General features: G+C 73.3%; 22 protein-coding genes and 1 tRNA gene. 8 read left to right on the forward strand and 15 right to left on the reverse strand.

Going from position 1 to position 23,138, the window contains the following annotated elements; genetic code table 11:
- The first annotated feature begins 31 nt into the window (after window positions 1-31).
- The 3 genes from ACNTMW_RS27615 to ACNTMW_RS27625 all read left to right on the forward strand — a co-directional run bounded on the left by ACNTMW_RS27615 (window position 32) and on the right by ACNTMW_RS27625 (window position 2,802).
- Window positions 32-547, forward strand: coding sequence for a CcdC protein domain-containing protein (locus ACNTMW_RS27615; RefSeq protein WP_426636789.1), 516 nt, complete (start codon window positions 32-34; stop codon window positions 545-547).
- 95 nt (window positions 548-642) lie between these two features.
- Window positions 643-1,407: a CPBP family intramembrane glutamic endopeptidase gene (locus ACNTMW_RS27620; protein ID WP_426636790.1), complete on the forward strand. Its 765-nt coding sequence runs from the start codon at window positions 643-645 to the stop codon at window positions 1,405-1,407.
- Between the two features lie 663 nt (window positions 1,408-2,070).
- Window positions 2,071-2,802, forward strand: a complete 732-nt coding sequence (locus ACNTMW_RS27625; RefSeq protein ID WP_426636791.1) for a hypothetical protein — start codon at window positions 2,071-2,073, stop codon at window positions 2,800-2,802.
- A 362-nt stretch (window positions 2,803-3,164) separates the two neighbouring features.
- Here ACNTMW_RS27625 and ACNTMW_RS27630 read toward each other — a convergent pair.
- Window positions 3,165-3,237: transfer RNA gene (locus ACNTMW_RS27630), tRNA-Thr, on the reverse strand.
- A gap of 226 nt (window positions 3,238-3,463) precedes the next feature.
- Here ACNTMW_RS27630 and ACNTMW_RS27635 point away from each other — a divergent pair.
- Window positions 3,464-5,218, forward strand: coding sequence for a metallophosphoesterase family protein (locus ACNTMW_RS27635; protein ID WP_426636847.1), 1,755 nt, complete (start codon window positions 3,464-3,466; stop codon window positions 5,216-5,218).
- A 33-nt stretch (window positions 5,219-5,251) separates the two neighbouring features.
- Here ACNTMW_RS27635 and ACNTMW_RS27640 read toward each other — a convergent pair whose 3' ends face one another.
- From ACNTMW_RS27640 to tmk, 6 genes are all read right to left on the reverse strand, one after another.
- Entirely contained in the window at window positions 5,252-6,085 is an 834-nt protein-coding gene (locus tag ACNTMW_RS27640; RefSeq protein WP_426636792.1) for a PSP1 domain-containing protein, read from the reverse strand.
- 68 nt (window positions 6,086-6,153) lie between these two features.
- Window positions 6,154-6,810, reverse strand: a complete 657-nt coding sequence (locus ACNTMW_RS27645; protein WP_426636793.1) for a hypothetical protein — start codon at window positions 6,808-6,810, stop codon at window positions 6,154-6,156.
- Complete coding sequence (locus tag ACNTMW_RS27650) at window positions 6,807-7,109, reverse strand: hypothetical protein (RefSeq protein WP_426636794.1); 303 nt, start codon at window positions 7,107-7,109, stop codon at window positions 6,807-6,809. The genes ACNTMW_RS27645 and ACNTMW_RS27650 overlap by 4 nt, the downstream gene beginning before the upstream one ends.
- 10 nt (window positions 7,110-7,119) lie before the next feature.
- Window positions 7,120-7,434, reverse strand: a complete 315-nt coding sequence (locus ACNTMW_RS27655; protein ID WP_426636795.1) for a YbaB/EbfC family nucleoid-associated protein — start codon at window positions 7,432-7,434, stop codon at window positions 7,120-7,122.
- A gap of 230 nt (window positions 7,435-7,664) precedes the next feature.
- Window positions 7,665-8,834, reverse strand: a complete 1,170-nt coding sequence (locus ACNTMW_RS27660; protein WP_426636848.1) for a DNA polymerase III subunit delta' — start codon at window positions 8,832-8,834, stop codon at window positions 7,665-7,667.
- Between the two features lie 20 nt (window positions 8,835-8,854).
- On the reverse strand, window positions 8,855-11,035 hold the full coding sequence (gene tmk, locus ACNTMW_RS27665) for a dTMP kinase (protein ID WP_426636796.1): 2,181 nt from the start codon (window positions 11,033-11,035) through the stop codon (window positions 8,855-8,857).
- Window positions 11,036-11,326: 291 nt separating this feature from the next.
- Here tmk and ACNTMW_RS27670 point away from each other — a divergent pair, with 291 nt between their 5' ends.
- From ACNTMW_RS27670 to ACNTMW_RS27680, 3 genes are all read left to right on the forward strand, one after another.
- Window positions 11,327-12,577: an alanine racemase gene (locus ACNTMW_RS27670; RefSeq protein WP_426636797.1), complete on the forward strand. Its 1,251-nt coding sequence runs from the start codon at window positions 11,327-11,329 to the stop codon at window positions 12,575-12,577.
- 34 nt (window positions 12,578-12,611) lie between these two features.
- Complete coding sequence (locus tag ACNTMW_RS27675; protein ID WP_426636849.1) at window positions 12,612-13,589, forward strand: SAM-dependent methyltransferase; 978 nt, start codon at window positions 12,612-12,614, stop codon at window positions 13,587-13,589.
- An 81-nt stretch (window positions 13,590-13,670) separates the two neighbouring features.
- Window positions 13,671-14,756: an NADH-quinone oxidoreductase subunit D gene (locus ACNTMW_RS27680; protein WP_426636850.1), complete on the forward strand. Its 1,086-nt coding sequence runs from the start codon at window positions 13,671-13,673 to the stop codon at window positions 14,754-14,756.
- 6 nt (window positions 14,757-14,762) lie between these two features.
- Here the strand turns inward: ACNTMW_RS27680 and ACNTMW_RS27685 are convergent, their stop codons facing one another.
- The 4 genes from ACNTMW_RS27685 to ACNTMW_RS27700 all read right to left on the reverse strand — a co-directional run bounded on the left by ACNTMW_RS27685 (window position 14,763) and on the right by ACNTMW_RS27700 (window position 19,131).
- Window positions 14,763-16,154, reverse strand: a complete 1,392-nt coding sequence (locus ACNTMW_RS27685) for a hypothetical protein (protein ID WP_426636798.1) — start codon at window positions 16,152-16,154, stop codon at window positions 14,763-14,765.
- 230 nt (window positions 16,155-16,384) lie between these two features.
- Window positions 16,385-17,374 (reverse strand): glycine betaine ABC transporter substrate-binding protein, encoded by a 990-nt coding sequence (locus ACNTMW_RS27690; RefSeq protein WP_426636799.1) that lies wholly within the window; start codon window positions 17,372-17,374, stop codon window positions 16,385-16,387.
- 340 nt (window positions 17,375-17,714) lie between these two features.
- On the reverse strand, window positions 17,715-18,386 hold the full coding sequence (locus ACNTMW_RS27695; RefSeq protein WP_426636800.1) for an ABC transporter permease: 672 nt from the start codon (window positions 18,384-18,386) through the stop codon (window positions 17,715-17,717).
- A 64-nt stretch (window positions 18,387-18,450) separates the two neighbouring features.
- Entirely contained in the window at window positions 18,451-19,131 is a 681-nt protein-coding gene (locus ACNTMW_RS27700) for an ABC transporter permease (protein ID WP_426636801.1), read from the reverse strand.
- A 2-nt stretch (window positions 19,132-19,133) separates the two neighbouring features.
- Here ACNTMW_RS27700 and ACNTMW_RS27705 point away from each other — a divergent pair, with 2 nt between their 5' ends.
- A complete protein-coding gene (locus ACNTMW_RS27705; RefSeq protein ID WP_426636802.1) occupies window positions 19,134-20,126 on the forward strand; it encodes an ABC transporter ATP-binding protein in 993 nt (330 codons plus the stop codon).
- A gap of 97 nt (window positions 20,127-20,223) precedes the next feature.
- Here ACNTMW_RS27705 and ACNTMW_RS27710 read toward each other — a convergent pair whose 3' ends face one another.
- From ACNTMW_RS27710 to ACNTMW_RS27725, 4 genes are all read right to left on the reverse strand, one after another.
- On the reverse strand, window positions 20,224-20,727 hold the full coding sequence (locus tag ACNTMW_RS27710; RefSeq protein ID WP_426636803.1) for a hypothetical protein: 504 nt from the start codon (window positions 20,725-20,727) through the stop codon (window positions 20,224-20,226).
- Window positions 20,728-20,851: 124 nt separating this feature from the next.
- Complete coding sequence (locus ACNTMW_RS27715) at window positions 20,852-21,130, reverse strand: hypothetical protein (protein WP_426636804.1); 279 nt, start codon at window positions 21,128-21,130, stop codon at window positions 20,852-20,854.
- Window positions 21,131-21,154: 24 nt separating this feature from the next.
- Entirely contained in the window at window positions 21,155-22,450 is a 1,296-nt protein-coding gene (locus ACNTMW_RS27720; protein WP_426636805.1) for an ABC transporter permease, read from the reverse strand.
- A gap of 141 nt (window positions 22,451-22,591) precedes the next feature.
- Window positions 22,592-23,137 (reverse strand): DUF3180 domain-containing protein, encoded by a 546-nt coding sequence (locus tag ACNTMW_RS27725; protein WP_426636806.1) that lies wholly within the window; start codon window positions 23,135-23,137, stop codon window positions 22,592-22,594.
- Window position 23,138: the final 1 nt, after the last annotated feature.

Below are 23,138 nucleotides of genomic sequence, written 5' to 3' on the forward strand. Positions count from 1 at the left end.
CGACCCGATCGAACCCTTGCGGAGGTATCCGATGAGCACCACCCAGTACCTGCTCAACGCCGGCCTGCTGGCCTTCGTCCTGTGGTCCAACCTGGGCATCCGGACCGTCACCCGCTCCCGGTTCACCCTGCCGCTGCTGCTGGTGGCGATCGCCGGCGTCGCCTTCCTGCGCGACGTACCCACCGCCGGCAACGACGTCGGCCTCGATCTGGTCGGCGCGGCCGCCGGCACCGTGCTGGGGCTGATCGCCGCCGCTCTGGTGCGGATCGACCGGGACACCACCGGCCGCCTCGTGATGCGCGCGGGCGCCGCCTACGCCGCCCTGTGGGGCGCCGTTGTCGGTGGCCGGATGCTGTTCGCCTACGGCGCCGAGCACTGGTTCCCCGCCGCGATCGGCCGGTTCTCCATGACCCACCAGATCACCGGCGCCGACGCCTGGACGACCGCGTTCGTACTGATGGCGCTGTGCATGGTGCTCGCCCGGGTCGCCGCCTCCGGCGTACTGACCGCGCGGGCCGCCCGCCGTCGGGTCCCCGCCATGGCCTGACGAGCCCGGTACCGATCACGCCCCGCCGTCCCCCGGCACCGACCCTGCCCCGCCCCGCCGTCCCCCGGCACCGACCCTGACTCCAGGAGCATTCCGTGGCCCTGTTCTCCGCCACCGCCCCGCGCCGCGTCGCGCTCGCCCTCGGCGCCGCCAACATCGCACTCACCGTCGCCGGTGCGCTCGCCGTGGCCGCGCTGTTCCCGACCGCATCGGCGTGGACCGCTCGCCTGGTGGTCGTACTCGCGCTGGCCGCCGCGGTGACCGCGCTGCTGGCCGCCACCCGCAGGTGGCGGACGGCTGGATTCACCGCCGGAGTGCGTGAGCCCGGGCTGCTGTGGCTGCCCGCGGCGGTCGCGCTGGTACCACTGGTCGGCGGGGTGCAGCTGCCCGGCACGGGACTGCTGGCCGTGCTCGTCGCCGGGTACGCCGCCACCGGGTTCGTCGAGGAAGCCCTGTTCCGCGGGCTCATCCTCGGCGTGCTGCGCCCGCTCGGGGTGTGGCCGGCGGTGCTGGTGTCCTCGGCGCTGTTCGCCGCGGCGCACCTGCCGAACATGCTCTTCGGCCAGGCCCCGGCGATCACCCTTGCCCAAGCTGTAGGCACCTTCTGCTTCGGCGTCGGCTACGCCGCGCTGCGGCTGCGCACCGGCAGCGTGTGGCCGCTGATGATCCTGCACTTCCTCACCGATCTGCTGCTGCGCGTGGACGCGCTACCGGCCTGGGCACACTGGACGGTGATGGTCGGCGGCGACACCCTGCTGCTGATCTACGGGCTGCTCCTGCTGCGCGGCGCCGGACGCACGGCCGTTCCCGTTGGTGGCGGACCCTCGGCTGCGGTCCTCGCGCAGGCCGGCGATGCCTAACCCAGGAAGAGCCAGACTCATCTCCCCGAATCTGGCTCTCGGGAGGCGCCACAACGTGGCTTGAGCGGGCCGGGTCGGAACTCGCGGAGGCGCGACGGTCTTGCGGACTGGATGCGGACTGCGCCAGGCGGTCTGCTAGGCCTTTTCGCGGGAAGCAGGGCCGAAGAGGCACATGAGCCATGATCGTTGATGACTTTCGAGACTGCTGGGAACCACATCGCTACGTACTGGTTCGTAGAAGTACGCGAGTTGTAGGTGCGGGTCAGGTCCGTTCCGGAGCCGGCGAAGTCCAGGTCGACGGCGGCAGTAGTGACGTTGCCGGTGGCGGTGTGCACGCGGCTGCCGGCGTAGCCGTAGCCGGAGTGGGTGCCGTAGACCTCGGCCGGATCGCGGGTGACGACGGGTGCGGCCGACGCGGTGGTCGGCAGGAGCGGTACGACGACGAGCGCTGCCAGGGCTGCACCGAGAACTTTTCGGATTAGCCTTTGGATCCTTCGTTTTTGCGCACGAACACATCCGATGGGCGGCGCGGCGGAAAGGACGAGGGAATGAGCGCATGATCCACCTTCAATCCCGCGTGACGAAAGTGATTGGGAGCGCCCTCAGAAAATGGGATAAGCAGTAATCGTCGTGCCGGTTTATGTCAATGCGAGAATGCGAGCCATGCTGGAACGAGACGAGGCCGACCTGACCGCCCACCTGGCCGAACGGCCCGGTCAAGCGGTGTTCGTGCTGCGTCGGGCCGGCGACGACGAGACGGCGATGGCCGCACTGCGCCGGGCCGCCGCCGCGGTACGTGCGATCCCGCACCCCGACGAGCCCGACGAGCCGCTGCCCAATGGGGTCGACGTGCTGCCCGGCGACGACGGCCCGACCCTTCACCTCGACCTGCAAGACCACGCCGAGTACGCGGACCGGGTGGTCGCCGCCATCGTCGCGGCCCTCGATGAGTCCGGAGTGGACGGCCACCTCAAGCCGGTGCGACCGGCCGCCCCACCCTTCGAGTACGACGCCGGGGCGCACATTCTTTCCGACGTGACCTTCCTGGAAACGCTGGACGAACGCGGACTGCCGCCGGCATTTCCCGAAGGCTTCCCGATTCCCACCGACGGCATTCTGGTGATCGCCCAGCACGCCAAGAAAGACATTTGGGAGCACGCCGGGTGGCGCCACGACCGGCCGTTCGACGAATACCCCGACGAACTGCGCCGCTTCGGCTGCGAGCTGGAACTCGTCGCCGAGAGCGATCCCCTCATGCGCGCCACCGGAATGACCCGCCACCTGCTCCGCCACCCGACCGGAACGGGCAGCGTGTCGACCTACCACGAGTACGACCCACGCGCCGAGCCGACGAAGTGGTACGTCAGCGTGGTGTGGCGCCCGGCCGCCGGCTAGCGCCGACTCATCACGTAGCCGAGGGACGGCACTCTTCCGCCTCGCCGAACTGGGTCTCCAGCGCGTCACGGCAGCGCAGCAGTCGCACGGTGATCTCGAGGGTTTGGAACCGGTGAACGGAGAACGGCGTGCGTAGTGCCAGGATATGGCGGGCGCTGCTCGGGATGGCGCGGTGGGGTGAGGCGTCGGCGCTGCGGGTGTCCGGCTCGACCTGCTGCGGTGGCACATCGGCTGGACCAGGCGGTCGTGGCGCGGGGTGCGGACAATCTGCGGACAATCTGCGGACCGCGATCACCGACGGCCACGTGGTGGACCTTGGGAAAGGGCGAAGCCCAGGCCAGTGGCCTGGGCTTCTGTTGCCGAGCCGCCTGACGGAATCGAACCGTCGACCTACGCATTACGAGTGCGTCGCTCTGCCGACTGAGCTAAGGCGGCAACGGTAGGCAAGTGTACGTTACCAACGCGGGGTTCGTGCGCGGGGTTCCCGGGACACGCCGAGTATCGATGATCGTGCTCGCACGGTAACGTCCCGCGGGTGGATCCCGACCAGACCTCCCGCGCGCCCGGGGAGCTCACCGCCGACCCCGGCGATCCGGCACCGATCGATCCCGCGCGGAAGCCGCCACCGCCCGTCGACGACGTCCACCCCCGCCCGACCTCGATGCTGCCCGAGCAGCTCGGCTTCACCCCGCGCCGGGGAGTGCCCTGGCTGAGCCCCACCCTGCTGGCCGGCACCGCCGTCCGGGTCGTCCTGGCCGGGCTGTTCGGCGCCTACCTCGACAAGCGGGAACTGCAGAACGCGCTGCACGCGGAGATCTTCGACGAACGCCCCGGCGCCGCCGGAGACGTCCGGAACGACGGAAACGCGGCCGGAGAGGTCCAGAACGACGGAAATGTCGAACCCGGCGGTGCCGCCGGGAACCGCGATGACGCCGACCAGGGCGAGCTCTGGCTGGACTACGTCGCCGACCTGGGCGACGGGTTCAACGCCACCTACTCGGTCGCGTACCTGCTGGCCCAGCCGCGGCTCACGGTCGACGGTGCGGCGCTGCCCCGCGGCCGGGTGCTGGTCATGGGCGGTGACCAGGTCTACCCGACCGCGAGCTGGCAACAGTACGAGGACCGGTTCAAGGGGCCGTACGAGGCGGCGCTCCCCCGGGCCCCGCTCGACGGCGACCAACCCACGATGTACGCCCTGCCCGGCAACCACGACTGGTACGACGGACTGACGGCCTTCCTGCGACTGTTCACCCGCGGTCACGGGAAGGTGGGTGGCTGGCGTACCCGGCAGACCCGGTCGTACTTCGCCATCCGACTGCCGCACCGCTGGTGGCTGTTCGCGATCGACGCCCAGCTCGACGCGTACATCGACGATCCGCAACTGCACTACTTCCGCCGGGTGGCCGAGCGGCTACGCCCGGGTGACCGGATCATCCTGTGCCCGCCGAACCCCACCTGGGTCGAGGCCGTCCAGGACCGGCAGGCCTACGACACCGTCGACTACTTCATCCGTACCGTGATCGACCCGACCGGGGCACAGGTCCGCCTGATGCTCTCCGGCGACCTGCACCACTACGCCCGCTACACCCGACCCGACCGTGAGCTGATCACGTGCGGCGGTGGCGGCGCCTACCTGTACCCGACGCACCGGCTGCCGCAGCGGCTGGACGTGCCCCCGAAGACGACACTGGTGCGCAAGAAGAGCCCCAGCGAGGAGTACCGACTGGCCGCGACCTTCCCGACCCGGAGCCGGTCCCGGCAGTTGGCCGCGGGTGTCTTCACCCGGCTGCCCTGGCGCAACCCTGGCTTCGTCAGCTTGCTCGGCACCATCCACCTGCTGCTCCTGTTCGCGTTCCTCGGGGCGGCGCAGCGTATGTCCGGCCTCGAGCAGCGCCTGTTCACCATCCCCTTCGTCGGCATGGTGTTCCTCGTCCTGGGCGCCACCCTCGGCTTCTCGATGCCGTCGACGGCGGGTCGTAGACGGTTCAGACACTGGGCGCTCGGCGCCGGTCACGGTGCCGCGCAGCTCGGGCTGGGTGTGTTCGGCGCGTGGGCCTGGACCCGGCTTTCCTTCCACGACCTGCCCTGGCCGCTGCCGCTGCTCCTCGGAGCGCTGCTCTACCTGCCGGTCAGCGGCCTGCTCGCGGGCTGGATCGTGGCCGGGTACCTCCTGGTGGCCAGCACGTTCGACGTCAACGTCAACGAACTGTTCGCCGCGCAGGGCATCGTTGACCACAAGTCGTTCCTGCGCCTGCACGTGGGCCGCGACGGTACGCTGACGATCTACCCCATAGCCGTCGACCGGGTCGGTCGGCGGTGGCGGCCGGCCCCGGACGCGCCGGCGGACCGGCCCTGGCTCGAGCCGACCCGCCCGCTGACCGTACGCCTCGCCGAGGAGCCGATCCGGCTGGGTTGACGACCGCGCCGGGCGCCGACCCGCCGGTCGGGTTCAGCGGTAGCGCTCCTCGTGCGCCCGGCGGGGCCCGCACACCGACGCGCGGCTGCACGAGCAGCGCGAACCATCAGCGTCCAACCGGACCACCACCGAGTCACGGGGCACGCTGTGCCCCACCACCCGGCCGTCACCCTCCGGTGTGGACACGCGGGCGCCGACCGGCGGCGCACTCGCCTGGAACTGCTGGTACAGCGGATGCTCGTACTTCAAACAGCACATCAGCCGGCCGCACGCCCCGGAGATGCGCAGCGGGTTGAGCGGCAGATCCTGGTCCTTGGCCATCCGGATGGTGACCGGCTCGAAGTCGGTCAGGAACGTCGCACAGCACAGGTCCCGCCCGCAGGAGCCGATGCCACCCTGTACCCGCGCCGAGTCCCGGGCCGACAGTTGGCGCAGCTCGACCCGGCAGTGCAGGGTGGCGCCCAGGTCACGCACCAGCGACCGGAAGTCGACCCGGTGCGGCGCGGTGAAGTAGATGGTCGTCCGCGGCCCCTGGCCACCGGCGTCGAGAACGTGGTCGACCGCGACCACCTTCATCGGCAGGGCGTGCTCGCGGATCAACTTCTTGGCCGCCACCTTGGCCTCGGCCTTGCGCTTGCGCATGAGCTCGTCGCGGCGCAGGTCCTCGTCGGCGGCCAGCCCTACCAGCTTCGGGAACCCGTCGGTGTCCTCGGTGACCCACTGCGCCGCCCAGACACACTCGGCGACCTCCGGACCGTCGTCGGTGGGGACGAGGACGCGGTCGCCGACCTGCGGGGTGAAGCCGGCCGGGTCGAAGTAGTACAGGCGGCCGTACCGGTTGAAACTCACCGCGCACAGCATGCCCATGGCCTTCACGATACTGACCCCGGCGGCCAGCGGCCAAAGGCGCGAGTCAGCACGGCGGCGGACGCGGGTCAGAACGCCAGCCGGGTCTGGTCGACCGGTGTGGCGGCGGGCGCGGGTGGACGGTACGTCACCTCGTCGAGCCGGCCGGCCCACCGCCGTGCCACCTCGTCCCCGCCGGACTCCGCCTCCGCCGCGACGGCGAGGATGCGGGCGGCGATGGCCGCCGCCGCGGCGACGTCACCGGCTTCGTGCAGCCGGACCGCCTCGGCCGAGCCGATCGCATCGGCGACCGCCAGGGCCATGTCCCGGCGGGACCGCTCCAGCCACTCCGCCACGTCGTCGAGGTACGCCGCGGTCGCCCGCACCCGGCCCACCAGGCTCGCCTCGTCAGGCGCACCGGTCTGTCCCAGAAAGTCCACCAGGGCCGCGTGGTGCGCGGCGAACCCCTCCCCGGCGGCGCCCGCCCACCGGGCCGGCGGGGTCAGCAGGTCACGCTGCCGCTCGTACCCTTCGGCGAGGCGGCGGAGGTCGCCGGCGGCGGCGCGCACGGGGGCCGGCCGCCACGCCGAGACCGCGTCGAGCACGCCGGCCGGCAGTGCTCCGAGCCGCCGCACCAGCGTGACCGCCGGATGCCCGGCGGGCAGCCCCTGCGCGGCCAGGACCGCGTCGACCCGCCGGAGCAGATCCGCCCCGGCCTCGCAGACCCGGTCGAGCACATCGCTCACGAGGTCTCCCCGTGCCGGCGCCGGGCGGTGTCGTCGGCCGCCGCGTAGCCGCTGGCGGCCCGGGTGACCGCGTCGGCCGTCAGGGACAGGCGCGCGCCGTGCGCCGCCGCCTCCCGCGCGCGGGCGTCGAGCGCGGCCAGACAGGTCCGGTGCAGGTCCCGGCAGAGCGCGCCCAGCCGGCCGCCGGCCGCGGCGCCGAACGCCTCGGCGCCCGGATCGTGTCCGGGCAGCGCGGCCGCGGCGGCGGCCAGCTCCGCCCCGGCCGCGGCGAGGCGGCCGGCGGTGTCGTCCAGCGCCACGTCCCCTCCCCTAGGTGAGCGGCTGGTACGCGCCGAACATCTCGGCGTGCAACTTGCGGCGTGCCCAGCCGGCGGCGTCAGCGGCCGCCGTCACGGCTTCCCGCACGGCTCGCGACAGCTCCTCGTTGCTGCGCGCCCCGCCGTGGATACGGACGTCGCGGACCGTGCCGTCAGCGGTCACCACCACCTCGACCAGGTCGTCGGGTGACCGCACGGTCACCTCCACGCCCTTGACCACGCGGTCGAGTTCGGCGAGCCGTGCCTCGATGCGCTGATAGCGCTCGACCGCCTCGTCGATCCACGTTTCGTCGATCTCCCGACCCATCCGCAGACCCTCCTGCGCTGGAACTTACGGCACCGCGCGGTGCCGGGGAATGACCAATGGCAACCTGTGGATAACTCGCTGCACGATCGCGTGGATGGTCACCGGCGGCCGGCGGCCGGCGCGTGCGGGCAGCCGGCGCGTGCGGGCAGCCGGCGTGTGCGGGCAGCCGGCGTGTGGCCCACCGGCAGCCGGCGTGCGGCCCACCGGCGGCGCCGGAGCATGGAACGCGGTCAGCCGCGCCAGAGAGCGAGCATCATCGCCTCGACGGCGATGCGGGGCTTGACGTTGGTCTCGATCGCCGTACGGCAGGCCAGGACCGCTTCGAGCCGGCGCAGCGTGCTCTCCGGGGTCCACCGCTCGGCGGCCGCCGACGCCAACTCGGCGGTGTCGGCGTTGACCACCGGTACCGGGGAACCGAACGAGCGGGCGAGCACGTCCCGGTAGAAGCCGGCCAGGTCGACCAGCGCCCGGTCCAGCGCATCCCGCTGCGCCCGCGTCGCCCGCGACTTCTGCCGCTTCTCCAGATCCTTGAGCTGGCCGGCGACGCCACGCGCCGCACCGGCGGCCCCGCGACCGGTACCGCCCGCACCGAGCGCGGTCTCCAGGGCCGACCGCTCGGAGCTGTCCAGGTCGGACACCGAGGCCGCCGCCTCCGCCTCCGCCGCCTCGATCAGCGCGTTCGCCGCCTCGAAGCAAGCGCCCACGCCGGTCAGCCGGCGCGGTACGGCGAGCACGGCCTCGCGGCGCGAGCGGGCCTGCGGATCGCTCGCCAGCCGGCGGGCCCGCCCGACATGTCCCTGGGCCGCGGCGGCGGCCCAGTCGGCCGTCGCGGCGTCGGTGCCGTCACGCTCGCGCAGCACCGCGGCGACCGCCTCGGCCGGGGGCTGGCGTAGCGGCACGACCCGGCACCGCGACCGGATCGTCACCGAGATGTCGTCGGGGTGCGTCGAGGGTGTGCAGAGCAGGAAGACGGTCCGCTCCGGCGGCTCCTCGATCGCCTTGAGCAGCGCGTTGCCGGCGGCCTCGGTGAGCCGGTCGGCGTCCTCGACCAGCAGAACCTGCCAGCGCCCCTGGCTGGGTGAGCTCGCCGCACGCAGCACGAGCGCGCGCATCTCACCCACTCCGATGGTCAGCCCCTCGGGTACGACGAACCGCACGTCCGCGTGGGTGCCGCCGAGGGCGGTGTGGCAGTGCTGGCAGGAGCCACAGCCGCCGGTCGGGCACTGCAGGGCGGCCGCGAACGCGCGCGCCGCCACCGACCGCCCGGAGCCCGGCGGCCCGGTGAACAGCCAGGCGTGCGTCATCGCGGCCGGGTCGGTGGGGGCACCGGCGACCAGCGCACCGGCGGCCGCCGCGGCCCGCGCGAGGGTGGCCACCGCGTCGTCCTGGCCGACCAGCATGTCGAAGACGGCGGGAGCGGTCACACCGACCGGCCCCGCGCCGACTCGGTCGGGTCGGTGGTCGGCGCGGCCAGGCCGTCCCGGGCGTCCACCAGCTCGGCCAGCTCGGTCGCCACCGGTTCCCGCCCGGACCCGGCGTCCTCGGCCGGAGCGCCCTCGCCGGAGGTCGCGGCCGGCTCGGCCGGTGGCAGCAGTTCGGCGACCCGTTCGGCCACCGCCTCGGCGATCACATCCGGCGAACGGCCGGCGTCGAGCACCAGGTACCGGCCGGAGTCGGCGGCGGCCAGGTCGAGGAACGCGTACCGGACCCGCTCGTGGAACGCCTCCGACTCGTTCTCCAGCCGGTCGGCGCCGGTCTCCCGCGCACCCACCCGGGCCAGCCCCACCTGCGGGTCGACGTCGAGCAGCACGGTCAGGTCGGGCTTGAGACCGCCGGTGGCCCACGACGACAGCCAGGACACCTCGTCGACCGGCAGGGTCCGCCCCGCGCCCTGGTAGGCCAGGGAGGAATCGACGTACCGGTCGGAGATGACCACCTCGCCGCGGGCCAGCGCCGGGCGGACGAGCGCGGCGACGTGGTGGGCACGGTCGGCGGCGTACAGCAGCGCCTCCGCGCGGGGCGTGAGCGTGCCGGAGGCCGGCTGGTCGTGCAGCAGCAGGCCGCGGATCCGCTCGCCGACCTCGGTCGCGCCCGGCTCGCGGGTGACAAGGACGTCCCGCCCCTGCGCCCGGAGGGTTTCGGCGAGGCGGTTCACCTGGGTCGACTTGCCGGCACCCTCGCCGCCCTCGAAGACGATGAACAGCCCGCGCCGGGGCTTGGGCTCGGCCGGGCTGAGCGGCCGGCCACGCAGCGAGCCGATGAGGTCGGCGAGGATCGGTACGCCCGGCTTGTCGTCCATCTGCCGCAGCGCCGCGAGACCCGCGACGATGCCGAGGACGCCGGCCACGCCGAGTAGCAACCGGGTGGTGGAGACCTGGATGGCACCACCGGGCAGGGGCAGCAGGCGCGATCCGCCGGCGCCGACGACCAGACCGGACGCCGAGATCGTCAGCATGAGCACGACCCGGGTGCCGGTCTGCACCACCGCGAATGCGCGCCCCCGCACCTCGTCGTCGACCTCGCCACCCAGCAGCGTGGTCCCGGACAGGAACGCCATGCCGGCGCCGATGCCGACGAGCAGCGTGCCGACCACGGCGAACGTCAGGTGCGGCGCGACCGCGAGCAGCGTCACCGCGCCAGCGGCGAGCACGATCGCGATGCCGAACATCCGCCGCCGGGACAGGCCGCCGACGAGCCTGGGGCCGGCCAGGATCCCGACGCCGAGGCCGATGAAGAGCATCGCGAACAACAGGTAGAAGGTGGAACTGCCGCCGCCGAGCGAAACCGCGTACGCCTGGCCGCTGCCGACCACGACGCCACCGCCGGCGAACGCGCCGAAGATGCCGAGCACCAGGCCGCGGATCAGCGGGGTCCTACCGACGAACTTCCAGCCGTCGAGGAACTCCCGGAGCACCCCGGGATTGCGCTCTCCGGGCTGTCGGGTGCCGTGGCCGCTGATCTCCTTGATGCCGAACAGGACCGTGAGCGCCGTGGCGAGGAAGGTCAGCGCGTTGAAGTACAGGGCGATGTTGGTGGGCGCCACCCAGGTGTGGCCGATCGAGGCGTAGATGGCGGCGAGGCCGGCGGTCAGACCGGACATCACGAGGCCGGCGACGACCGGGGTGATCCCGTACGTGGTGGCGAGGGTGAGCTGGTTGGCCGCCTCGAGCCGGGCCCGTGGCAGCAGGTTGGGCACCGACGCCTCCTTGGCGGGCACCCAGAGCATCGCGACCGTCTCGATCACGAACGTGGCGATCGCGGCCCACCCGACAATGAGCTTGGAGTCGTTGGTGATCAGGCTCGCCGCGGGGATCGAGGCGAAGAACACGAACCTGATCAGGTCGCAGACGACCATCGTGTACCGGCGGTCGAACCGGTCGGCGAACACGCCCGCGAGGGGCCCCAGGACCAGGGCCGGCAGCAGGCGCACCGCGATGACCGAACTGAACGCGGCGCCCTTGGCCGCCGAGCCGCTGACGTGGCCGGCGGCGAAGACCGACGTGGCGAGCAGGCCGAGCCAGTCGCCCATCGACGACAGGCCGAGGACCGCCCACAGCCGGCGGAAGGGACGGATACGGAGGATCGCCTTGAGCTCCGCCATTCCCGACAGGTCGACCTGGCTTGCGGCAGGCGGCTTCGGTCGGGGGGCCGCCCCCGACTGGGGCGACTCCGGCGACGGGGTCGGCTGCCGGCCGCTGCCGGCCGGATCTTCGGTACTGATCGGCACTCCTCGGGCAGGGCGACCACCCCGGCCGGGTGACCACTCACAGGTCACTGTAGCTGTGCTACCTGTCTGGTACTGCCCGTCACACCGTGTCGTTGTCGACATCCGGACTCCGTGACGAACGCGAACCTGTTTCGCATCGGCGCCCCGGCGACTACCGTTTGCCACGTGCCAGCCGCCCCCGCACCAGACGCCGGCTCCACCCCCGCCGCCCCGTCCGGCCGGTCCGCGGCGCGCGCCCGGTACGACGCCGCGACCGCCCACCTCGACCCCCCGTTCGCGCTGGTAGACCTGGACGCGTTCGACGCCAACGCCACGGCGCTGGGCGCCCTCGCCGCCGGCAAGCCGGTACGGGTGGCCAGCAAGTCGGTGCGCTGCCGGGACCTGCTGCGCCGGGTACTGCGCCCGGGCACGTTCGCCGGCGTCATGGCGTACACGCTGGCCGAGGCGCTCTGGCTGGTCGAGACCGGGATCACCGGCGACGCCCTGGTCGCGTACCCGACGGTCGACCGCGCCGCCCTCGCGAAGCTCGCCGCCGACCCTGCCGCGGCGGCGGCCGTCACCCTCATGGTCGACGACGTCGCCCAGCTCGACCTCGTCGACGCGGTCGCCCCGCCCACCCGCCGGGAGACCGTACGCGTCTGCCTCGACCTCGACGCCTCCTGGCGCCCGCTGCCCGGCGCCCACCTGGGCGTACGCCGCTCCCCGGTGCACTCGCCGGAAGCCGCGGCGGCCCTCGCGGCGGCCGTCACCGCCCGCCGGGGCTTCCGGCTGGTCGGGCTGATGTGCTACGAGGCGCAGATCGCCGGCCTGGGCGACGCGCCGCCCGGACGCCCGGTACGCGGCGCGCTGATCCGCGCGGTCCAGGCCCGCTCCCGGACCGAACTGCTGGCCCGGCGCGCCGCCGCGGTCGCCGCCGTCCGGGCCCACGCCGATCTGGAGTTCGTCAACGGCGGGGGTACCGGAAGCGTCGCCGCCACCGCCGCCGAAGCGGCCGTGACCGAGGTGACCGCCGGCTCGGGACTGTACGGGCCCACCCTCTTCGACGCCTACCGCACGTGGCGGCCCCGGCCGGCGGCGTTCTTCGCGCTGCCGGTGGTCCGCAAACCGACCCCCCGCACCGCGACGGTCCTCGGCGGCGGCTGGGTGGCGTCCGGCGAGGCGCACCCGAGCCGGCTGCCGACGCCGTGGTTACCCGCCGGGTTGCGTCTGATCCCGGCCGAAGGGGCCGGCGAGGTGCAGACCCCACTGGTCGGCCCGGGCGCGGCCGGTCTCGCCGTGGGCGACCGGGTGTGGTTCCGCCACGCCAAGGCCGGTGAGCTGTGCGAACACGTTGACGTTCTGCACCTGCTGGCCGGCGGATCGGTCACCGAGGTGGTGCCGACCTACCGGGGTGAGGGCAGGTCGTTCCTCGGCTAGTCCGTACCGTGAGCGGGTGCGATGGCGCGAGGCGATGCAGCAGAGCCTGTACGGACCCGGCGGATTCTTCACCGGCCCCGGCCCCGGTCCGGCCGGGCACTTCCGCACCAGCGCCCACGCCTCCCCGGCGTTCGCCGACGCGGTCGCCACCCTCGTCGGGCGCGCCGACACCGCGCTCGGCCACCCCGACCGGCTCGACCTCGTCGACGTCGGCGGGGGCCGCGGCGAGCTGGTGACGGCCGTGCTGTCCGCGCTGCCCGACGAGGTCGCGGCGCGGGTCCGGCCGACCGTGGTCGAGCTGGCCCCGCGCCCGTCCGAGCTGGACGCACGCGTCGGGTGGCTCGCCGTACTGCCCGACGACCTGGTCGGGGTCGTCGTGGCCACCGAGTGGCTGGACAACGTACCGCTGGACGTGGTGGAGGTCGACGACGTCGGCCAGGTGCGGTACGTCCTCGTCGACCCGGACGGACAGGAGCGGCTCGGCCCGATGGTCGAACCGGCCGACGCGGCGTGGCTGGCCCGCTGGTGGCCGGTCGAGGAGACCCCGCCGGGCACCCGGGCCGAGGTCGGCGCCCCCCGGGACGCCGCCTGGGAGCAGGCGGTCCGCGCGGTCCACCGCGGCTTCGCCCTCGCCGTCGACTACGGCCACCTCAGCGGGGCCCGGCCGGCCTTCGGCACGCTCACCGGCTTCCGCGCCGGCCGCCAGGTCCTGCCGGTACCCGACCGCACCCGGGACCTGACCGCCCATGTCGCCTTCGACTCGGTCGCGGCGGCGGGCGCCGCGGCCGCCGGCGTACCCCCGCGGCTGTCCAGCCAGCGCGACTCGCTGCGCGCGCTCGGGGTCGGCGGTGACCGGCCGCCCCTGGCGCTGGCCCACACCGACCCGCAGGCCTACCTGCGGGCCCTCGCCGAGGCCAGTGTCGGCGCGGAGCTGACCGACCCGGCCGGCCTGGGCGGCCACTACTGGCTGCTGCAACCGGTCGGCCTGAGCGTCGAGGCACTGATTCGTTGAGTCGATGACCACCGTGGGACGATTCAAGACGTGACGCGCGAGCTGACCATCGGCACCGGCGCCGGCCTTGAGACCACCGACATGGTGCTCAACATCGGCCCCCAGCATCCGTCCACCCACGGCGTGCTGCGGCTCAAGCTCGTCCTCGACGGCGAGCGGGTCGTCTCCTGCGAGCCGGTCGTCGGGTACATGCACCGCGGCGCGGAGAAGCTGTTCGAGGCGCGCGACTACCGCCAGATCATCGTGCTGGCCAACCGGCACGACTGGCTGTCGGCGTTCAACAACGAACTCGGCGTGGTGCTCGCCGTCGAACGGCTGATGGGGCTGGAGGTGCCCGAGCGCGCGGTCTGGCTGCGCACCGCGCTCGCCGAGCTGAACCGGGTGCTCAACCACCTGATGTTCCTCGGCTCGTACCCGCTGGAGATCGGGGCGATCACGCCGATGTTCTACGCGTTCCGCGAGCGCGAGACGCTCCAGGCGGTCATGGAGGAGGCCTCCGGCGGCCGGATGCACTACATGTTCAACCGGGTCGGTGGGCTCAAGGAGGAGGTACCGGCCGGCTGGACCACGCGGGCCCGGCTCGCCATCGACGAGGTCCGTCGGCGCCTGCCCGACCTGGACAACCTGATCCGGCACAACGACATCTTCCTGGCCCGTACCTCCGGTGTCGGCGTGCTGACCGCGGCAGAGGCGGCCGCGTTCGGCGCGTCGGGACCGGTCGCGCGCGCCTCCGGCCTCGACTTCGACCTGCGCCGCGACGAGCCCTACCTCGCGTACGAGCAGCTCGACGTCCCCGTCGTCACCCGTACCGCCGGCGACTGCCACGCCCGGTTCGAGTGCATGCTCGACCAGGTGTACGTATCGCTGGACCTGGCGCAGGCCTGCCTGGACCGGGTCGACCGGATCAGCGGGCCGGTCAACACCCGGCTACCGAAGGTCGTCAAGGCGCCGGAGGGGCACACGTACGCGTGGACCGAGAACCCGCTCGGCATCAACGGCTACTACCTGGTGTCGCGGGGCGAGCGGACACCGTGGCGGCTGAAGCTGCGCACCGCCTCGTACGCGAACGTACAGGCCCTGACCACGCTGCTGCCCGGCTGCCTGGTGCCGGACCTGATCGCGATCCTAGGGTCGATGTTCTTCGTCGTCGGCGACATCGACAAGTAGCGGCGCCTACCCCCAGCGTTCCTGGCCGGTGTCGTAGCCGGTGGAGCGGGCCCGGGCCGAGCGGGCCGGGGACGGCTCCTCGGCGCGACCACCCCAGCCGTACCCACCGCTGTCGTCCGGCGCGGACCGCCGGCTGCGCTCCGCGACCGGCTCCGGGGCGGCAGCGTCCCAGCCCCGCATCCAAGCCGACGCGCTCGGCTCCGACGATGTGGCCGGCAACGCGGGCTGCCCGCCGCGCCGGCCCCGGTGCGGGTCGCCCCAACCACCGGCCGCCGCGCCACCCGGTTCCGACCAGAACCCGTCCGGCGGCGCCGAACGGTCCCGGCTCCACTCGCCGGAGTCCCGACCCCGGTCCCACTCGCCGGAGTCCCGATCCCGGTCCCACTGGCCCGGCTCGGACCGGCGGGCGTCCTCGCGCCGGACGGCCGCCCAGCGGTCCTCGATGCGCAGTTCGGTGCCGGACCCGTCGGCGTGCAGCGCGGCGCGCCGCTCGCCCACCCGCAACTCCCGGCCCCGGTCGTCGCTTCGTACGCTGGCCCACCGGTCGCCGGCCTGCACGCCGCTGATCCGCCCCGAGGAGTCGTCGGGCTCGGCGTGCCGCCGGCCGTTGCGGACCTCACCGCTCCAGCTCTCCGCGCCCGGCCGGTCGTCGCCGTACCGGGGATCGCCGTACCGGGGGTCGCCGTAGCGTGGCTCCTCATGGTGGTCGGCCCGCCGGTCGTCGGCGACGCGCTCGCGCATCATGCGCTCGCTCCAGGGCTCGCCACCGGACCGCGCGTCGCCGCCGCGCGCCGGGCCGCCGTGCTCGGGGCGCCGCTGGGCCGGCACGACCGGCGGCTCGGGAGCCCGCCCGCCGTACACGGTGCCACCGGCTGGGCCGCGGTCGTTCTGGTCGACGATCGTCTGCCGGGTGGTGACCTTGACGGTCTCGGTGTGCCGGACCACGCCGTGCGGCGCGACCACGGGGTGCGGCGGCACGACGGCGTGGTGCGGCAGCACGCCGGGGGCGGGCGCCATCGGCGGGGGCGGCGGGGCCGCGGCCGGCGAGACGGGCTGCGCCGGCACGCCGCCGCGCTCCACCCGTACCCGCAGGTTCTCCACCTCGCCGCGCAGCGAGTCGACGGACTCCTGGAGGGTGACCACCCGCTCGCCGAACGCCTTGTGCGTGGCGCGCGCGGCGGTCGTGATGTCCTCGCGCACGTCGTCGCGGAGCTGGTCCAGCTCGTCGAAGACCATGTCCTCGATCTGCTCGCGCATCGCCTCCGGGTCGCGGCGCAGCACCATCGAGGCGCCGATCAGCCCCACCGCGACGACCGCGAGCAGCACGGCGATGCGCACGAGACCGGTGCGGTCCCCACCGAAGACGACCAGCAGCGCGGCAACCGGGGCCAGTCCCACGCCGGACCACAACAGACCCGGTGCCAGGGGTAGCCCGGCTCGTTCTTGCTGAGTTTCGGCAGCCGGCATGGCTGTAGACCATACTCAAGAGTGGGCCTACGCGAAATGGCCTGAAGTGATCAACCTCATGTGGTAAAGGGACGTTCGCAGCCTCGGCCGAAAGGGGGCCGTCGGGTACGGATCCGTACCCGACGGCCCCCTTTCGCTACGGAAACCGTGGCGCCCGGTCGTCAGTCGGTCGCGAACGCCGCGTCGGACGACAGCACCAGTCCGATCGATACGGTGCCGCCGGTCAGCGCGGTCTTGGTCTGCGGACCGCCGGCGTCCAGGCTGGCGAAGCGACCGAACTGAACCTTGTAGACCTGCTCCAGGCCCTGCTGGCAGAGCGGCCGCTGCGGGCACTCCGGCGGGCCACCCAGGACGGTCGCCTTGCCCGAGCACGTGGCGGCGAAGTCGGACAGCGTCTTGACCTTGTACTTGTCGGCGAACGCGGAGGTGACGGCGAAGGCGTTCTGGTCGGCGGCCTGGGCCGGCTTACCGAACGCCAGCCCCGCCCGGGAGCCCAGCCCCTTCAGCGCGGTGACCGTCTTGTCGAGGTCGCCGGAGGCCAGCTGGTCGGCCGACCCGCCGTTGACCTTCTTGTTGAGGAACTCGGTCAGCGTGCCGGTGTACTCCGGCACCACCTGGATGTCCCCCTTCTCCAGCGACGGCTCGTACAGCTCACGGTTGCCGATCTGCTGGACGGTCGCCTGGTAGCCGGCGGCCTCCAGGGCGATGCGGTACAGCTCGCCGAGCGTCTGGTTCTCATTGAAGTTGGCCGTGCCGACGGTGATCTGGCCGCTGCCGCCCTTGGCGATGCCGTCGGTGAGTTTCTTGCTCGCCGCGAACTCCTCGGCCGCCACCTTCGCGGTCTTGCGGTCGATGTCGGTCGCCTTGTTGAGGGCGGCCAGCTCGGCCGGCCCGACCGCCGTGGAGACCTTGTCGAGCGCCGCGATCAGCGCGGGGCTGGCCGCCTTGGCGTTGACGGCGGGGATCACGTTGTCGGCGACCTGCCACTTCTTGTCGTCGGTCAGCATGACCAGCTGCTGCCCGGCGACGGGTGCGCAGCCGGCGCCCTGTACGTCCTGGGCCGCCCTGGTGCCCGACGAGCCGGCCTTGCCGCAACCGGCGACGAGACCGACCGCGGCCACTCCGACCGCGATGCCCAGCGCGGCGCGCATGACGGTATGCATATGGTGAAGCCCGCCTTCCGTGTCCCGGCTCGACCCGTCGGCCGGCCGCGTGTCCGACGAGCGGAACATCTGTCGGCCGCCCGTGCGACCAAGACAACCCGCTTCCGACCGTCGCGGCAAGTTCAAAGGTCCGTTAGGTGGTATTGGCCACCTAACGCTTCGGCAACGACCGTGCGACATGCGTCGTGGCCCGCCGCGGACGCGCCGTGACCGCCCCGTCAACGGGACACGACCGCCCTCCCGCGGCCACGACCGCCCGCCACCTGCCTGTCGGCCGCGGGCAGGTGGCCGTCGACCGCGTTCAGGGCCCATCGATCCATTCAGTGGGTCATGCCCGCCCCTTCGGGGTCACCAGCCGCTGCACCCCGGCCAGGAGAATCTCGGCCAGCAGCGCCAGCCCGGCGATGAGCAGCCCGCCGGCGAGGATCTGGCCGCCGCCGGCCGCGATGCCGAGCCCGAAGCCGGCTGAGACGATCATGCCCAGCCCGCCGCCGTTGACGAACGCGGCCAGCGCGGCGGTCGCGATCACCTGGACCGTGGCGGTACGCAGGCCCGCCGCCAGGTACGGCAGCGCGAGCGGCAGCTCCACGCCGCGCAGCAGCTGCCACCGCGACAGACCCATCCCGCGGGCCGCGTCGCGCACCTCCGGGTCGACCTCCCGCACCCCGGTGTACGCGGTGGCCAGCAGCGGCGGGATGGCGAACACCGCGAGGGCCAGGATGACCGGCCGGGCACCGAAGCCGACGCCGGCCAGCGGCAGGATCGTCAGCAGCGCCACGACCGGGATCGCCTGGGTCGCGTTCGACAGCAGGACGACCAGGCCGCCGCCGCGGCCGCGGCGGCCGAGCGCGACGCCGACCGGCCAGGCGACCAGGCAGGCCAGCAGCACCGCGCCCCCGGACAGGCGCAGGTGCTCGCCCAGCCGGGGCAGGATGCCGTCGGGATTGGTCCAGTTCAACGGGTCGTTGAGCCAGGTGACCAACTGGTCGAAGCTGTTCACGCCCGGTCCCCCCGCCTCACGCCCGGTCCGCCTGGCCGGCTCACGCCCGGTCCACCTGGCCGGCTCACGCTGACCTCCGACGCCGCCACGGGGTCAGCATCCGGCCCACCCCGACCAGAAGCAGGTCCAGCACGACGGCCAGCGCGACACAGAGCACGGCACCGGTGGCGATCTCGGCCTTGTAGTAGTTGTTGCGGAACCCGCCGATGATCAACTGGCCGAGGCCGCCCCTGCCCACGAGTACGCCCACGGTCACCAGCGCCACCGTCGACACGGTCGCCAGCCGCACCCCGGTCAGCAGGCCCGGCAGCGCCAGCGGCAGCTCCACCCGCAGCAGCCGGCGCAGCCGCCCGTACCCCATCGCCGAGGCCGCCTCCTTGACGTCGGCCGGCACCTGGGACAGGCCGGTCAGGGTACTTCGGATCACCATCAGCAGCGCGTACGCCACCAGGCCGGTGAGTGGGGTACGCCGGCCGGTGCCCAGGAACGGGGCGAGGAAGGCGAACAGGGCCAGCGACGGGATGGTGTACAGCACGCCGGCGGATGCCAGAATCGGGCCGGTGAGCGGCCGTACCCAGTACGCCAGCACCGCCAGGGGCACGCCGACCAGCACGGCCAGCGCGACCGCCTCGACCGTGAACGACAGGTGTTCCAGCGTCTGGGTCCGGATAGTGTCGGCGTTCATACGCAGGTACGCCCACGAGAACCACGGGTTGGCCGCAGCGGACTGGGCGAGGAAGGACATGAGTGGACGGTACCCGGCAGACCAATAGCGCCGCGCCTATCCGGTTCGAGTCGGTGGGCAAGCGGTACGCCGACGGCACGGTCGCGGTGGAGGACCTGACCCTCGACCTCGCGGCCGGCGAGCTGACCGTTCTGATCGGCCCCTCCGGCTGCGGCAAGTCGACCGTGCTGCGCATGGTCAACCGGCTCGTCGAGCCGACCTCGGGCCGGGTGCTGCTCGACGGCGCGGACGTGGCCTCCGCCGACCCGGTCGACCTGCGGCGGCGGATCGGCTACGTCATCCAGCACGTCGGGCTGTTCCCGCACCAGAGCGTGCGCGCCAACGTCGGTACCGTGCCGAAGCTGCTCGGCTGGTCGAGGGCTCGGATCGACGAGCGCACCGACGAGCTGCTCGAACTCGTCGGGCTCGACCCCGCACAGTTCGGCTCCCGGTACCCGCACGAGCTCTCCGGCGGGCAGCGCCAACGGGTCGGGGTGGCCCGGGCGCTGGCCGCGGACCCGGTCGTGCTGCTCATGGACGAGCCGTTCTCGGCGGTCGACCCGATCGTGCGGACCCGGCTGCAGGACGAGTTCCGGCGGCTGCAGGAGACCGTGCGCAAGACGATCCTGCTGGTCACCCACGACCTGGACGAGGCCGTCCGGCTCGGCGACCGGATCGCGGTGCTGGCCCAGGGCGGCCGGCTCCAGCAGTACGACCGGCCGGCGGCGCTGCTGGCCGCGCCGGCCAACGAGTTCGTCCGGGAGTTCGTCGGCAGCGACCGGACCATCAAGCGGCTGGGCGTGACCCCGATCCCGCGTGACGCCCTGCGGCCACTGCCGGCCCCGGACGGCGCCGGCAGCTCCCCGGACGTGCCGGTCGGCGGCACCCTCCGGGACGCGCTGTCGGCGCTGCTGGCCTCGCGTACCGGCTGGGTCGTCGTGCGCGACGGCACCGAGCCGCTGGGGATCCTGACACCGGACGACATCCACCGGGCACTGCATCGGGCCGACGCCTGAGCGGGGGTACCCCGGCTCCGGGGTACCCCCGCTCAGGCGCCGGTCGCGGCGCGGCGACGGCCGTGACCGACCGTGGTGACGGGTGCGCCCCCACCGGTTACGGCCGCCGGGCACCCATCTGCCCGAGGCCGACGATCCAGCCGGTGATCAGGCCGTAGCCGGCGCCGCCCAGCGCCCACAGCAGCGCCGCGTACAGCCCCGCCTGCGCGGACAGGAACGCGGCGACGAAGCCGGCCAGGGCGCCCGCGAAGATGTACGCGCTCCAGCCACTGAACAGTGCGGACAGGCTGCCCCGGGCCCGGGCGAGCTCCGCGCCGGCCAGGAGGTTGAGGAAGACGGCCGTGAACACCACGACCAGGATGGCCTTGAGGTCCTGGGCGAGCAGGTCCCGGGCGGGGATGTCGGCGTCGAAGGACCACTGCGGCCAGGCGAGCGTCCGCAGGAACAGCCCGCCGGCGGTGTCGGGCCGGGTGTTCGCGTTGACCCAGTCCACAAAGATCGGGCTGCCGAACACCAGAACGAGGATCAGGGCGATGAGCGTGCCTACGCCCGTCGCGGTGCGGGACCGCGATGCGGGTCGACGCAGTCGAGTGAGAGCCATGGATGCGTCATGCCCGGCCGCCGAAAATTTCAAACGAGCGCGGCATCTTATCCCACCGCCACCCAGATTGCCCAGGGGCAGGTCGAGCGGTCACCCGTCAGCCGGACCGGTCGCCGCCCGGCGGTCAGGACAGGTAATCGATGAAGGCGGCGCGCAGCAGCGGCTCGGCGTCGCCGTACCCGTGACCGGTGAACTCCCGCCACAGCGCGACCGCGTCGTCCACGGAGGCGCCGACGGCACCCAGCGAGGCGTCCAGCTCCTCGGTGTCGTCGGCGTGCGGCAGGTGCTGCAGCACCGACCAGAAGAACGCGAGGTCATGGCGTTCGGTCGCCCGGGCGAACGCGCGCCTGCGCAGCTCCTCCGTCGACAGCGAGTCCAGTTCGGCGATGTGATCGGTGGTCATGTCACCTCAGCCTAATCGCCTCCGTCACCGTCCGCGCCAGTCATCGTCGCCCCAGTGGTCGTCGGCGCTCGAGGCCGGCAGCGGGCTGGTCCAGCCGCCCGTACGCGAGCCGGCGCCGCCGCGCTCCTGCTCGCCCAGGGGCAGCCGGGCGGTATCGGTCGCCGGCGTGATCGTCCGCCACTGACCGGAGTCCGGTTCGAAGACCGGGTACGGCCGGCCGAACGCCTCGACCGCCCGGGACCCGACCAGACCCACGCCGATGGCGACCGCGCCGATCGCCAACTGCGCCACGTGCCGCTCGGTGACCTCCAGGTACCGGATCACCACGATCAGCAGCGTCGTCGCCAGCACCGTGCCGAGCACGCCGCCCCGGCGACCGAACACGCTGGTACCCGCGAGCAGCGCGCCGCCCAGCGCCAGGCTCTCCAGGGCGAGCGAGGTGTCCACCGGGGCGACCCGGCCGGCCCGCAGCGCCATCAGCACCCCGGCGAGCGCGGCGAGGGCCGACGAGCCGATCAGCGCGGTGACGCTGACCGCAGCGGCCGCACCACCGCGCCGGTCCGCCGGGTCGGCCACCGGGCGGAACCGGCCGACGGCCCGGCGCAGCGGCCGGACCGCACCGAGCACCCCGCCGAGGACGGCCAGCGCGGCGAACCCACCGAACCAGTAGAACGCGTGCGGCACCGGCTGGTACATGCCCCTCGGCAACTCCAGGACCCGGTGGTGCTGCTGGATCCACACGATGACGCCGAGCCCCGCGCCGAAGCTGGCCGCCCAGGCCGGCACGTGCAGGCCCACCGTGACCAGCGCGACCGCCGCGCCGACGCCGAGCGCGAGGACGACGGACTGCCCCGCCGCGATCCACATGCCCCGGCCGGAGTGCTCGGCGAGGTACATCGCCGACGCCAGGGCCACCGGACCGACCGCGAGGTTGGGCGAGGCGGCGCGCAGGCTCAGGCCGGTGCCGAGCACCAGCAGGCCGAGCACCGTACCGGAGATCATGAGACCGCGCAGGCCGTCGCCGGTCACCGCGGACCGGCCGTCGCGGTACAGCAGGTACCCGAACCCGGCCAGGACGAGCAGCAGGAGCAGCTCCCACACCAGGTGCACGCCGACCCGGTCGCGACCGGGCTCACCGTGGGTCGGGTCCTCGAACAGATCGTCCAGGGTCGCCTGCTGGGGGTACCCCGGCTGCGGGGCGACCTTGGTGCGCTCACCCAGCCCGGCCGGCGGGTAGGTGTAGGAACCGCCGAAAAGATCGGAGTCCGGATCGGCGCCGCGGTCCGGATCGCCCCGATAACGTCGGTCATCGTAGGCCATCAGCCAGCGCCTCCCGAAGCTTGCGTCGACCGGTTACCGACCGGCCGACGCGGCGCCGGCCAGTCACCGACCGCGACCAGCGCGACCGGCTCGGTCGCACGGTACCCGCGCGGAGGTGCCCGCAACAGACCCCGGCCGGCGTCAGGCGCCGCCGTACCGGCCGCCCGACCGCTCGCCGCCGGGCCGGTCCTCGTCGAGGCGTTCGTCCTCGGACGGGCCCGGGGGGACCCGGCACGACCGCTCCAGCCACAGCCCGGCGAGCGTGAGGGCCAGCGCGCCGACCAGCCCCACGATCGCCTGCGGCAGGTCGCCGCCGACGTGGGTGAGCCGGTCCCGCTGGGGCACCAGCCAGATCAGCAGACCGGCGTACGCGCCGGTGAACAGCGCGCCGCCGAGCGCGGACGCCTTGGCCAGGACCACGTACCAGGCCACGGTCAGCGGGTTGAGCGGGAGGGCGCCCTCGCGCCGTTCGATGGCCGCCCTGGTGCGCGGCGCGAGCACCGCCTCGACGGCGGCCAGCCCCAGCATGACGAACGGCGGCACCCAGGGCAGCTTCGGCATGTCGCCGTAGAAGTTGCTGATCAGCAGCCAGGCCAGCGCGGCCATCGCCAGCGCCGCCACGAACAGGGTGGACAGGTTGGTCGGCCGCATCCGCGGTTCGCGTGTCGGCTCGCCAGGCGTGCTCATC

Source organism: Planosporangium spinosum (genome assembly GCF_049999945.1).
GTDB lineage: Bacteria > Actinomycetota > Actinomycetes > Mycobacteriales > Micromonosporaceae > Planosporangium > Planosporangium spinosum.